Genomic DNA, 12,950 nt, shown 5'->3' on the forward strand with positions numbered 1-12,950 from the left:
CCGTGGGAGGCCGCCGCGACTCCCGAGCGGCGGCGCTAGTCTTCGTCGTCGAGCGAGGTGACCCCGCTGGTCACGGCCACGAACGGTGGCTGCTGTCCCAAGCAGCCGGCGAGGACGGTGCTCCCCGCCGCGAACCCACCGCGGCTCTCCATGGCTTGGGCGATGTCGACGCGCGGACCCGACGTCTCAGCGGAGCCCACCAGCGCACACATCCAGTTCTCCCCGTCCGGCTGGCTTCCCACCTTGATACTCCCCTCTTCCTGGGTGTCCGCCGACAAGGTCGGCGCCGCGACGGCGAGTCCCGCCCCAGTCGCGGCGAACACCCCTGCCGCGCCCACTGTCGCGGCGATTCGGACGGCGATTCGAAACATGTCATGCCTCCCATCGGTATGGCCCATGCGGCCGAGGTTGCCCACGCGACGCCGTTCAAACGCGGCGACCCCCGGTGGTCGAGCGGCATCCGAGCGGCGATCTCGCACCGCAACGGCCGACTAGCGACGGAAACCTTGGGTATCCGGCCAGCATGGACGCTGGGCGCGCGACCGTCGGTGTGGAAGAAGAGTTCCTGTTGGCCGATCCGGGCACCGGAGCCCCGGTGGCAAAGAACGTCGAAGTGGCTCGGACGGCAAAAGAGATCGGCATCGATCTACAACTCGAGCTGACGCGCTGCCAACTGGAGGCCAACACCGCGGTGCACACCGACATCGCCGCGCTCCACCGGGAGCTGCGCGAGCTGCGGCGCAGCATCGCCGCCTGTGCGGAGCAGAACGACGCGCGCCTGCTCGCGGTGGGCATCCCGCCGACGGCGCCGACCGAGGTCCCGGTCACCGACACCCCACGCTATCAGCGCATCGCCGACAACTTCGGCATCCTCGGACACGAGCAGGGGCTGTCCGGGTGTCACATTCACGTCGGCATCCCGGATCGTGAGACGGCGGTGCAAGTCGGCAACTATCTGCGGCCGTGGCTGCCGCTGCTGCTGGCGCTTACGGCCAACTCGGCGCTTTACCGCGGCGTCGAGACCGGCTACGCCAGTTGGCGCAGCATCCTGTGGCGACGGTGGCCGAGCGCGGGACCACCGCCGTACTTCTCCTCCGCGCGCGACTACGACGCCATGGTCGAGATGATGCTCAGCAGCGGAACCATCCTGGACCGAAAGATGATCTACTGGGACGTCCGCCCGTCGATCTCGTTCCCGACCGTCGAAGTGCGGGTCAGCGATATCCCCGCCACCGTCGAGGAGACCGCGCTGCTGGCCGCGCTGGTGCGCGCGACAGTGGTGATGGCGCGGAAGTCCTTGGCAGCCGGTCGGATCGCGCCCACGGTCCCGGCCGGGGTACTGCGGGCGGCGTATTGGAAAGCCGCGCGTTCAGGACTCGCTGGGGACGGGGTGGACCCGTTCGACTGCCACGTGGAGCCCATCCGCACCCTTCTGGGCAGGCTGATCGACCACGCCGCTCCCGCCCTCGAGGAAGCGGGCGACCGCCAGTTCGTGGACGAGGCGTTCGCCGCCGTCCTGGCCCGCGGCAACGGTGCGCACCGTCAGCTCGCGGCGTTCCGCGCCCGCCGCGACGTGGGTGACGTCATCCGTGAGGTGGCAGGTGCGACTCTTGAAGGATGCGGGTAGCCGCGGCACCGGCGGTGTCGGCCCCGTCAGCCGAGAGCGACCGCAGCGAGCCGCGGAGACGTCGGATGCGCGGAACCACCCGCGGGTTCGATCGTGACGGCGAGGATATCCGCCGGATCGAATCGGGTGAGCACCCCCGCCTGCGGCACGGTGGTCAGCACCGCCGCCGAGCGCGGGACTCCGGAGGAGACCAGCCAGAGCTGGTAGGCCTGCCCCGGAGGGGGTGCGGGTACCGCTTCGAACGTCACCGCGACAGCCTCGAGCCGCGCCGAGGTGCGCACAGTGAGCGTGCCCCCGCCGGGCAGCTGCGCGACATGGGATCTCGAATCCGGTTGTACCAGTATCTGTTCGGCGGTGAACCGCACGGCGTGGTTGCCGATGGTCCGCTCGGCGATCACGACGCCACCCGCCCCGACCCCGGCAACCACGGCGGCAACAGCGAGCCAGGCCAGCCGCGGCACCCGACCGACCACCGCTGTGCCTCGCCGTTCGGGTGGTGCGTGGCCGGTTGATTGGTCGAGCGCCTGCAGGACCTTCGACTCCAGCGTCGGCGGCGGATTCACCGCCTCGGACATGCTCAGCGCCGTCAGTGTCTCCCTGACCCGGTGAACGGTGGCGGCAAATGCTATTGCGGTGACGGAATCCGCCTTCGCCACACGGTTTTCGATACTGCGGCGTTCGATCTCGGCTACCGCGTCCATCGCGTAGGGATAGGCCAGGTCGAGCAGGTCCGTGTGGGGCTGCCCAGTCTCGGTCATTGCTGATCACTTCCAGTGAGACAGGTTCGGAGCCGTGCGAGCCGGTCCCGTACACGGCCTTCGACAGTAGGTGGAGGGATGGTCGGCGACCGCGCCGCAGGTTCGGTCGTTCGTATGGCCGCCGGAAAATCCGCTGGGCGACCGCACGACAGAAGTCGGTCGACGCGTTCTCGTCCCCCGCTCCGAACGCGCCGACCGAGTCGATCGCTCGACAGACCTCGACCACATCGGCCCTCCGGACAAACCGGGCACGCCCCCCGCGCCGACTCGCCCGCACCAGCGCGCAGACGGATCGGCGAGAACTCCGGATCAACCTGCATGATTGGATTTCGCGACGGGCCACCCGGCGGATTGGCTCATCGCCACATCCCACGAATTTGGTGTCGGTCTGCCGCCAGCGGCGCGGGCACCCTACCTACCAGGGAGATCGCTTCCGATTTGCGGACTGCACGCCGCCGACGATCTCCGGGGGATTTCCGACCGTAGGAGAGCACCGCACCACCCGCACCAGACGATCCCGTGCTTACACGGTAGCGTCGGCGCGACAGATGGAACCACATGATCGATAAGGGTTTTCGTCGGTGTCGCGGAAGCGGTCGGACCGCACCGTGGCAGGGCTCCGGGATAGACATGCCGGAACAGTTCGGTGCAGCGTTGATCGCGGTTCATCGTGCTCGGGAACGAGCGCAGCATCCCGCTCGACCAGCTTCTGCCAGCGCCAATGTGGAAGGCATGGAGATCGCGCTACAACCTCACCGGCTGCGGCTCCTACACCGGTTTGGTGGTGGGCAGAATTCTCGTTCCGCCAGCACCTGGCGATGCGATCCCCACGACGAGCGGTGACCGCCGCGACGCAAGCAGGCAAACACCAGTTTCGGCTGGCGGAAGGCGCTTTCGTCGCGAACGAATGCCTTGGTCGTTCGGCTGGGATGGCATTGCGGCGTGTGCTGGCCCCGGACCTGATGGGGTAAGTTGACCACAGAACACTTACTCTGCGCCGTGCCCAGTGCGCCAGAGGTTCGACACGCAGCGGAGGCAGAAGTGGCGCATTGCGGCCCGACGAGCGGAAGCAAACCCGAGTATCCCTCCCGTGTGCCGTCGACTTCCGGTCACGTGCCCGGATGGCGCGCCGCTCACACGGGAGGTGGACTGTGAGTGCCGACGGCACACCCCGGACCCTGGAAGTTCAGGTGCGTTCGGCGGACGACGTCGTGATCGTCACCGTGCACGGCGAAATCGATATGGCATCCGCGCCGCATTTGCAGTCTGCGCTCGAGGAAGTCATGCGCGAGACGCCACCCACCGTCGTCGTAGATATGTCGAACGTCGGATTCCTCGGCTCGGCCGGTCTGAGCGTCCTGCTCGCCGCGTCGGCGGCGACCGGTTCCGGTGGACTGCGGGTGGTGCCCAGCGTCGCGGCGCGACGGCCGATCGAGGTGACCGCGCTGGACCGCCTGCTCACCATATTCGACACCGTGGAGGCAGCACTGGCGGCCGACGAGCCGCAGTCGCGAAACTGAGCCAGAGTTCCTCGAACGGTTCCGGCGTCACGCCGACGTGGTCGACGAAATTTCTTCGTCCGCGTAGATACCGTCGTCGGCCGACGTGTTCAGGGTGAACCAGAACCGTGTGCCTTCGGTGTATGCGGGATCGATCCAGATCCGCCCACCGTGGTATTCGACGATCTTCTTGCACAGCGCCAATCCGATTCCGGTGCCACTGTATTCGTCGCGATTGTGCAGTCGCTGAAAGATCACGAACACCTTGTCGGCGAACTCGGGGGCGATACCGATGCCGTTGTCCGACACCGACAGTAGCCAGCCCGCAGGGCCCTGCGGTTCGCACGTAATGCGCAACACCGGAGGCTGATCGGGGCTGCGGAACTTGATCGCGTTGCCGATCAGGTTCTGCCACAGCATGCTCAGCAGCGTAGGGTCGCCGGTGATTTCGGGCAGTTCGTCAGGACACTCTATGCGGGCGCCGGTGTCCTCGCAGGCGGCGGCGAGGTTCGTCAGGGCCTTGTCCAGGGTCTTGTCGAGGCGGGTGGGCTCGTTATGGTCGGTGACCCGTCCGACGCGGGAGAAGGTGAGCAGGTCATTGATCAGTACCTGCATCCGCTTCGCGCCGTCTACCGCGAAGTCGATGTACTGCTTGCCGCGCTCGTCGAGCCGGTCGCCGTACCGCTTCTCCAGCAGCTGGCAGAACGAGGCCACCTTGCGCAACGGCTCCTGCAGGTCGTGGGAGGCGACGTAGGCGAACTGCTCCAGTTCGGCGTTGGAACGGCGCAGTTCGGTCGTCTGCGCGTCCAGGTCCGCGGCCTGCTCCGCGAGCAGCGACTCCTGTGCGCGGGCAGACGCCAGTTCCGCAACGATCCGGCGGCGCATGCTCTCGACCGCCGCTGCGACGGTGGCGAGGTCGGCGGGCCCGCGCACGCTGATGCGATGGTCGAAGTCGCCCTGTCCGACGCGCAGCGACGCGGACTGCAGATAGGCGAGTGGCCTGACGACGAGGCGACGCACCAGGCTCGTCAACGCGACGCCCGCCAGCAGGAAGACCACCACCATGCCGGTGAGCACGGCGTTGCGCGTGGTGCGCATACGGTCGAGTTCGCGGCGATCTCCGTCGATGGCAGCGGCGAGATCGCGGTTCTGGCTGTCCAATCGGCCGCGCAGCTCGTCAAAGACTTCGTTGCCGCGCACCGCGTCGATCGCGCGGGAGCTGGTCGGCGACACCGCGGCCACCAGCGGTTCGGCGTAGCCGCCGCGCCACCGCTGTGCGGAGTGTTCCACACCGTCCAGGTCGGCGAGCAGCCCGGGACGGCCCGCCAGCAGCTCACGAATGCGCGCGGCCGACCGGGCTTCCTCCTGTTTGCCCTCGGTGTAGGGCGCGAGAAACCGCGGATCGCCCGCGATAGCGTACCCGCGCAGCCCGGTCTCCTGGTTGACCAGCGCGCTCTGCAGCCGGTAAGCCTCGGCGGCAGCGGGCTGCGTCTCGTTCACCAGCCGGTCGGTGACCCGGTTGGTCTCGGCGATCACGCGGGCACCCGCGAACGCGCCGACGACCACCACGAGGATCATCAGTGCGAGCACCAACTGGAACCAGGCGCGCGCGGTCAGACGTCCGGCCAGACCGGTGCTCGGTATCGCTGTCGTCATCGCACGTCCTGATCTCGACTCCATCGCAGATACATGACAGCCACGTCGTCGTCCAGTCCACCCGCCTCCTGGGCCGACGCCTCGACGCTGCCGATGAGCTGGTCGACGAAGTCTTCCGGCTCCCGGGTGGTCAGCGTGCGGGCCAGCCGTAGCAGGCCGTCCTCGCCGAGCCGCGCTCCCCCGGGGCCGGTGCGTCCTTCGAACAGGCCGTCGGTGAACAACACCAGTCCGGCCCCGGTCGGCAGCGACAGTTCCTGGACCGGCCAATCCGCCTGTTCCGGTAGGAATCCCAGGGCGGGGCCGCCTGGCACCTCTACCCACCGCACGTCGGCTTCGGTGCACACCAGCATGCCCGGATGCCCGGCCCGAAGCACCCGGACGCTCCGCTGCCGCGGCAGCAGCACCAGACTGGTGACCGTCGCGAAGGTCTGACCGCCGGTGCGTTCGGCAAGCAAGAGCTGCTCCAGCAGCCGAAGCTGCCGTGCCCCGGTGATCCCGCTGAGAACCAGCGTGCGCCAAGCCAATCGCAAAGCCACACCCGTTGCCGCCTCGTCAGGGCCGTGCCCGGACACATCGCCGATCACGGCGTGTACGGTGCCGTCGGCCTGCTGTACCACGTCGTAAAAATCACCGCCGAGCAACGCCTGCGCCCGGCCTGGCCGATACCGCGTGACGACGTCGGCGTGGCGTTCCCCGCGCAGCAGCGGCGTCGGCAGCAGGCCGCGCTCCAGGCGGGCGTTCTCCTGCGCCCGCATCTGCCCTGCCCGCAGTGCCGCCGTCGCGCGTTCGGCCTGTTTGCGCTGGATGGCGTACCGCACCGCGCGCGCGAACAGTTCCGGCTCGACTCGACCTTTGACCAGGTAGTCCTGCGCGCCCGCGGCGACCGCGGCCAGACCGGTGCGCTCCTCGGCGAGCCCCGTGAGGACGACGACGGCGACCTCGTCGGTGTACTCGCGCACGCGCGCCAACACTCCTAGTCCCTGGGCATCGGGGAGATGCAGGTCCAGCAGCACGCAGTCGGGCAACTGTTCAGCAAGGCGCTCACCCGCCTCGCACAGCGAACGAACCCACTCCAGCCGCAGGCCTGGCGTCGCGTCCGCGACCAGTTCCTCGACGAGGAGGGCATCCGCCGCGTCGTCCTCGACGAGCAACAGCGACGATTCCCGGTGAAACCAGGCCACCGTGGTGTCCAGCTCGCCTTGCTCGTCGGCCATCGACTACCGTCTCCTTTCCCTCCTGCGAGTGCTCTCGGCCGCAGTGCGGCAGAACGGCAGAACACTGATCGAGGCGGTCGGGCCAGCATACGCAACTCGTCCTTGCCGGTGCCCGAGCACGGTCCCGCCTGGGGCTGGTCGAATGGCAGAGCGCGTGCCTGATCGACGGGCACCGTCCACCCGACATCTTCGGCGGTATTCCGTGCTCCGACCTGCGGAGATGAGGAAGACAACCGATGCGTGCGCACCGCGCGCGGTTTCAGGCGCACATTGCCGGGTAATTGCTCGGTCGTCGGCACCGTGTCGACGTCGATACACCGGGAGGAGGCCGTATGACAAGGACCCGCGAACACCGACTGGTGGGGGTGTCCGCGGCGGCGGCGTTGGCGGATCTCGGATTCGCCTCGGTCGCGTCCGGGGTGATCGCACGGCGACGGCCGGTGCTGGGATTGCTCGAGCGCACCAGGGCCGATTCCCGAGCCATCGAACGCATGCGGCTGCTGCGTCGCGAATTCGGTTCCGGTCCAGTGGAACTCGTTGTGCCAGGACGACGGATCATCGTCGTACTCGACCCGGGTGACGTCGGCCGAGTGCTTGCCGACTCGCCGACACCGTTTCACCCGGCCAATCGGGAGAAGCGTGCCGCGCTGCGTCAATTCCAGCCGCACGGTGTCCTCTTGTCCGACGGCCCGATTCGTACACAGCGCCGAGCGCTGAACGAGGCCGCGCTGGACGCGGGCGAGCCGCTGCATCGACTCGCGGGGCCGTTCGCCGCAGTCGTCGCGACCGAGGCGCGCGAAATCGTCGTGTCCGCGCTGCACCGGGGTCACCTGGACGCGTCAGAGTTCACGGTGCACTGGTGGCGACTGGTGCGACGGCTGGTGCTCGGCGACCGGGGCCGCGACGACAGCACACTGACCGACGAACTCTGGCGACTGCGCTCGGCGGGCAACTGGTCGTTTCTGGCGCCTGCGCACCGCAGGCAGCGCGACCTGTTCACCAATCGCCTGTACCGCTATGTCGAGTCCGCCCAACCCGACAGTCTGGCCGGGGCACTGGCCGCTCTCCCGGCAGGGGGCGCCACAGACCCCGTCGGGCAGATTCCGCATTGGTTGTTCGCGTTCGATGCCGCGGGGATGGCGCTGAGCCGAGCGCTTGCGGTGCTGACCACCCACCCCCAGCAGCATGCCCGCGCGTTGGCCGACGCCGCCGATCCGGGTCGTCTGGACCTGCGGAACTACCTGCGGGCCTGTGTGCTCGAGTCGGTGCGGCTGTGGCCGACCACGCCGACGATCCTGCGGGACGTCACCACCGACACGCAGTGGCGCGACGGCGACGAGCGCTTCACCATCCCGGCGGGTGCCGCGCTGATGATCGCGGTCCCGGCCTTCCATCGGGATCCCGACCTGCTGCCGTTCGCCGACGAGTTCGTTCCGGACATCTGGCTCGACGGCCGCGCGGAACAGTATCCGCAACTGGTGCCGTTCAGCGCGGGCCCAGCCGACTGCCCTGGCCGCAACCTCGTCCTGTTCGTCACGAGCACGCTGCTCGCGCACTTGCTGACCGCCGCCGAATTCCGACTGCGGTCCACGCCACAGCCGGACCCGAGCGCTCCGCTGCCGGTGACCTTGAACAACTTCGGGCTCGACTTCGCGGTCGAGCCGTGCATGACACAGACCCGCTAGCACCTGCGAGCGCTCCGATACGGCTGCCGATCGCGGAAGCAATACTTCCGCGATCGCTGTCATGATCGCGGAAGACCTCCGCGTTGGTGCGGCTCTCGCTATTGCAGCTGTAGCGCGACCGGACCGGGCGCACGGCACAATCCAGCGGCACAGAGAACCGGCCGCGCTCGGAAATAAGTACCGACCACGGCCGATTCGCCGTCGCAGCGCCCTACTACTGGTTCGCCCCCGCGACACCGCCGATGATGCCACCGATCACACAGCCGGGCACGAACCCGACGATGAAGAAGAGGAGACCGATCAACGCGCCGACGGCGCAGCCGATCAACACACCTGCCACGGTGGTGCCCGCGTCACCGATGAACTGTGGCGCACCCGGTTCCGGCACGGCGGCGCCAACCGGCGTCAACGTCAGCGTGGTCGCGGCCGCGTCGACTTCCGGCACCACCCTGACCTGCTGACCGGCCACGCTCTGCACGGTGGTCGGCACCGTCGCGACCACCGCGCCGTCCGGCGCGAGCACCGCCACCTCCGCATCCGGCGTCAAGCCGAACGTGCCGGAGGCCAGCGTGACTGTCGCGCTCGACCGGTCGGGTGCGACGGCCGCCGTGTAGGCGACACCGTGGTCGACACCGCTGATCACCTGCTCGGACACCTCGGCCTGACCGTGGGCGGTGGCCGCGGTGACTCCGGTGGCGGCAATGGTCAGCAGCGTGGTCGCTACCAATTTCCTTATTCTCATGAGACTTTCCAATCATCCAGCCGATATGAGTGTGGCGTTCCCCGGAAAACGGCCATGAAACATCACTCATCATTCGCTCCCGACATGACGATGTCGAGAGCTGTGGATAATCGAATTGCCTTGCAAGATCATATATTTCGACATTCCCCGAAAACTGGGGGGTTGTTTTTCGGACTACTCCAATTCTCCTTCGGTCTCCAGGTAGACCTGACGCAGCCGATCGAGGGTGGCCGGTTCGGGGTGCTCCCAGAGCTTGCGCTCGGCGGCCTCCAACAGCCGCTCTGCGATACCGTGCAGCGCCCACGGGTTGGACTGCTCCATGAACTTGCGGTTCACGTCGTCGAAAACATAACTCTCCGAGAGCTTCTCGTACATCCAGTCGGCGACGACATTGGTGGTGGCGTCATAGCCGAACAGGTAGTCGACGGTCGCCGCCATCTCGAAGGCGCCCTTGTAACCGTGCCTGCGCATGGCCTCCAGCCAGCGCGGGTTCACCACGCGGGCACGGAACACTCGCGAGGTCTCCTCCGACAGGGTCCGCGTGCGCACCGCGTCGGGGCGGGTGCTGTCGCCGATGTAGGCCTCGGGGTTCCTGCCGGTCAACGCCCGAACGGTGGCGACCATGCCACCGTGGAACTGGAAATAGTCGTCGGAGTCGGCGATGTCGTGCTCGCGGGTGTCGGTGTTCTTGGCGGCCACCGCGATGCGCCGGTACGCGCCGCGCATGTCCTCGGCGGCGGGCGCGCCGTCGAGATCGCGGCCGTAGGCGTAGCCGCCCCACGTGGTGTACACCTGCGCGAGGTCGTCATCGGTGCGCCAGCTCTTCGAATCGATCAGCTGGAGCAGCCCGGCACCGTAGGTGCCAGGCTTGGAGCCGAAGAGACGGGTGGTCGCGCGGCGCCGGTCGCCGTGCTCGGCGAGGTCGGCCTCGGCGTGCGCGCGCACGTAATTCGACTCGGCCGGCTCATTCAGGTCGGCGACCAGGCGGACCGCGTCGTCCAGCAGGGCGAGCACATGCGGGAAGGCGTCGCGGAAGAAGCCGCTGATGCGCACGGTGACATCGACCCGGGGGCGGCCAAGTTCCGCAAGCGGGATCACCTCGAGTGTGGTGACCCGGCGGCTCGCCTCGTCCCATACCGGTCGGACACCCAGCAGCGCAAGGACTTCGGCGATATCGTCGCCGGAGGTGCGCATGGCGGAGGTGCCCCACACCGACAAACCCACCGACCGGGGGTACACGCCATGGTCGGCTTTGTACCGGTCCAGCAGCGATTCCGCCATAGCCTGACCGGTTTCCCAGGCCAGGCGCGACGGCACAGCCTTCGGGTCGACCGAGTAGAAATTGCGCCCGGTCGGCAGCACATTGATCAGGCCGCGCAGCGGAGAACCGCTCGGGCCCGCCGGGATGAACCCGCCGTCGAGCGCGTGCAGCACCCGCTCGATTTCCGCGCCGGTCCGACGCAGGCGCGGCACCACCTCGGTAGCCGCGAATCGCAGCACCCGGCGGACCTCCGCATTGTCGGTAATGCCGTCGACGGCGTCCGGCGACCAGTTCGCGGCCTGCAATGCCGAAACCAGTTCCCGGGCCCGGCCTTCAACGGCGTCGACGCGCTCACGCGCCTCGGTTCCGGACTCGTCGAGGCCGAGCGCTTCACGTAGGCCGGGCACCGAACGCTCGCCGCCCCAGAGTTGACGGGCACGCAGCATTGCCAGCACCAGGTCGAGTTCGGCATCCCCAGCAGGCGCCTGGCCGAGCACGTGCAAACCATCGCGGATCTGCACATCCTTGATCTCGCACAGCCAGCCGTCGACGTGCAGCAGCATGTCGTCGAAGGACTCCTCGTCCGGGCGCTCGGTGAGCCCTAGATCGTGGTCCATCTCGGCGGAGCGCATCAACGTCCAGATCTGCTGGCGGATGGCCGGGAGCTTGGCCGGGTCGAGGGCGGAGATGTTGGCGTGCTCGTCGAGCAGCTGTTCCAGACGCGCGATGTCGCCGTAGCTTTCGGCCCGGGCCATCGGCGGGATCAAATGGTCGACCAGCGTGGCGTGTGCGCGCCGCTTGGCCTGGGTGCCTTCGCCGGGGTCGTTCACCAGGAACGGGTAGATCAGCGGCAGGTCGCCGAGCGCGGCGTCGGTGCCGCAGGAGGCGGACATGCCGAGCGTTTTGCCGGGCAGCCATTCCAGATTTCCGTGCTTGCCGAGGTGCACCATCGCGTCGGCGGCGAAGCCCTCGGGCGCGCTGAGCCAGCGGTAGGCGGCCAAGTAGTGGTGGCTCGGCGGCAGGTCGGGGTCGTGGTAGATGGCGACCGGATTCGCGCCGAAGCCGCGCGGCGGCTGCACCATCAGCACGACGTTGCCGAAACGCAGTGCCGCGATCACGATCTCGCCATTCGGGTCGGACGAGCGGTCGACGTAGAGCGCGCCCGGCGGCGGGCCCCACGCCTCGACGACGGCTTCACGCAGATCCTCGGGCAGCGTGTCGAACCATGCGGCATAGGTGGCCGCGCCGATGCGGATCGGATTGCCCTCCAGCTGTTCGGAGGTCAGCCAGTCCGGATCCTGTCCGCCCGCCGCGATGAGGGCGTGGATGAGGGTGTCTCCGTCGCGTTCGTCCAGGCCTGGGACCTCGCCGGAATCGCCGAGATCGTATCCGGCGGCACGCATTTCAGTGAGCAGCCGGATCGCGCTCGCCGGGGTGTCCAAGCCGACGGCATTGCCGATGCGGGCATGCTTGGTCGGGTAGGCCGACATCATGACGGCGACGCGCTTGCGTGCGGCGGGAATGTAGCGCAGGCGGGCGTAGCGCGTCGCGATACCCGCGACGCGAGCCGCACGTTCGGGGTCGGGAACGTAGGTCGACAGGCCGTCGGCATCGAACTCTTTGAACGAGAACGGGACCGTGATGATCCGGCCGTCGAACTCCGGCACGGCGACCTGTGTGGCGACGTCCAGTGGCGACAGGCCGTCGTCGCTCGCCTCCCACTGGGCGCGGCCGCTGGTCAGACAGAGTCCCTGCAGGATGGGCACATCCAGATCGGCGAGCGCGCCGACGTCCCACGCCTCGTCCTCGCCGCCGGCGGAGGCGGTGGCGGGTTTGCTTCCTCCCGCGGCCAGCACTGTGACCACCAGGGCGTCGGCCTGCCGCAGGGTGGCGAGGAGTTCCGGCTCAGCAGTACGCAGCGACGCGCAGTATAGCGGCAGCGGGCGCGTTCCCGCGTTTTCGAGCGCGGTGCACAGGGCGTCGATATAGGCGGTGTTGCCCGCGAGATGCTGTGCGCGGTAATAGATCACCGCGACCGTGGGCCCGTCGACCGGCGCCGCGGCACGGTCCAGTTCACCCCAGCTGGGCAGCTGGACCGGCGGCTCGAAGCCGTGCCCGGTGAGCAGCACAGTGTCGGACAGGAAGTTGTGCAGCTGACGCAGGTTGCCCGGGCCGCCGGCGGCGAGGTAGTTGTGCGAGCCCGCCGCGACACCGCCCGGCACGGTCGAGCACTCCATCAGCTCGGCGTCCGGAGCGATCTCGCCGCCGAGCGCCACCATCGGAACGCCGCTGGCACGCAGTGCAGCCAGCCCCTCCTCCCACGCCCGCTTGCCACCGAGGATGCGCACGATCACCAGATCGACGCCGTCGAGCAGGCCGGGCAGATCGTCGACCAGCAGGCGAGCAGGGTTGCCCCACCGGTAGTCGGCGCCGCTGGCGCGGGCACTCAGCAGATCGGTGTCGGATGTGGACAGCAACAAAAACACGGGTGGCAGCCTTCCTCGGGTG

The 12,950-nt window shown here is 68.3% G+C and carries 9 protein-coding genes; 3 read left to right on the forward strand and 6 right to left on the reverse strand.

Going from position 1 to position 12,950, the window contains the following annotated elements:
- Nucleotides 1-35: 35 nt before the first annotated feature.
- A complete protein-coding gene (locus OH799_RS09350) occupies nucleotides 36-371 on the reverse strand; it encodes a hypothetical protein (RefSeq protein WP_406277974.1) in 336 nt (111 codons plus the stop codon).
- 152 nt (nucleotides 372-523) lie between these two features.
- Here OH799_RS09350 and OH799_RS09355 point away from each other — a divergent pair, with 152 nt between their 5' ends.
- On the forward strand, nucleotides 524-1,627 hold the full coding sequence (locus OH799_RS09355; protein WP_406277977.1) for a glutamate--cysteine ligase: 1,104 nt from the start codon (nucleotides 524-526) through the stop codon (nucleotides 1,625-1,627).
- Nucleotides 1,628-1,653: 26 nt separating this feature from the next.
- On the opposite strand, the gene OH799_RS09360 is transcribed toward OH799_RS09355, so the two are convergent.
- The gene (locus OH799_RS09360; RefSeq protein ID WP_406277980.1) at nucleotides 1,654-2,385 is read right to left on the reverse strand and encodes an anti-sigma factor domain-containing protein; all 732 of its coding nucleotides are present in this window, start codon (nucleotides 2,383-2,385) and stop codon (nucleotides 1,654-1,656) included.
- A 1,151-nt stretch (nucleotides 2,386-3,536) separates the two neighbouring features.
- Between OH799_RS09360 and OH799_RS09365 the strand changes: the two genes are divergently transcribed.
- Nucleotides 3,537-3,905: an STAS domain-containing protein gene (locus tag OH799_RS09365; RefSeq protein ID WP_406277983.1), complete on the forward strand. Its 369-nt coding sequence runs from the start codon at nucleotides 3,537-3,539 to the stop codon at nucleotides 3,903-3,905.
- A gap of 27 nt (nucleotides 3,906-3,932) precedes the next feature.
- Here OH799_RS09365 and OH799_RS09370 read toward each other — a convergent pair whose 3' ends face one another.
- Nucleotides 3,933-5,540, reverse strand: coding sequence for a CHASE3 domain-containing protein (locus OH799_RS09370; RefSeq protein WP_406277986.1), 1,608 nt, complete (start codon nucleotides 5,538-5,540; stop codon nucleotides 3,933-3,935).
- The gene (locus tag OH799_RS09375) at nucleotides 5,537-6,754 is read right to left on the reverse strand and encodes a PP2C family protein-serine/threonine phosphatase (protein WP_406277989.1); all 1,218 of its coding nucleotides are present in this window, start codon (nucleotides 6,752-6,754) and stop codon (nucleotides 5,537-5,539) included. Before OH799_RS09375 ends, OH799_RS09370 begins: the two co-directional genes overlap by 4 nt.
- 332 nt (nucleotides 6,755-7,086) lie before the next feature.
- Here OH799_RS09375 and OH799_RS09380 point away from each other — a divergent pair, with 332 nt between their 5' ends.
- Nucleotides 7,087-8,439, forward strand: coding sequence for a cytochrome P450 (locus tag OH799_RS09380; protein ID WP_406277992.1), 1,353 nt, complete (start codon nucleotides 7,087-7,089; stop codon nucleotides 8,437-8,439).
- Between the two features lie 214 nt (nucleotides 8,440-8,653).
- Here OH799_RS09380 and OH799_RS09385 read toward each other — a convergent pair whose 3' ends face one another.
- Together OH799_RS09385 and cobN are read right to left on the reverse strand one after the other, a co-directional pair.
- Nucleotides 8,654-9,181: a hypothetical protein gene (locus OH799_RS09385; RefSeq protein ID WP_406277995.1), complete on the reverse strand. Its 528-nt coding sequence runs from the start codon at nucleotides 9,179-9,181 to the stop codon at nucleotides 8,654-8,656.
- Between the two features lie 174 nt (nucleotides 9,182-9,355).
- Complete coding sequence (gene cobN / locus OH799_RS09390; protein WP_406277998.1) at nucleotides 9,356-12,928, reverse strand: cobaltochelatase subunit CobN; 3,573 nt, start codon at nucleotides 12,926-12,928, stop codon at nucleotides 9,356-9,358.
- Nucleotides 12,929-12,950: the final 22 nt, after the last annotated feature.

The organism is Nocardia sp. NBC_00881, assembly GCF_045207455.1.
GTDB lineage: Bacteria > Actinomycetota > Actinomycetes > Mycobacteriales > Mycobacteriaceae > Nocardia.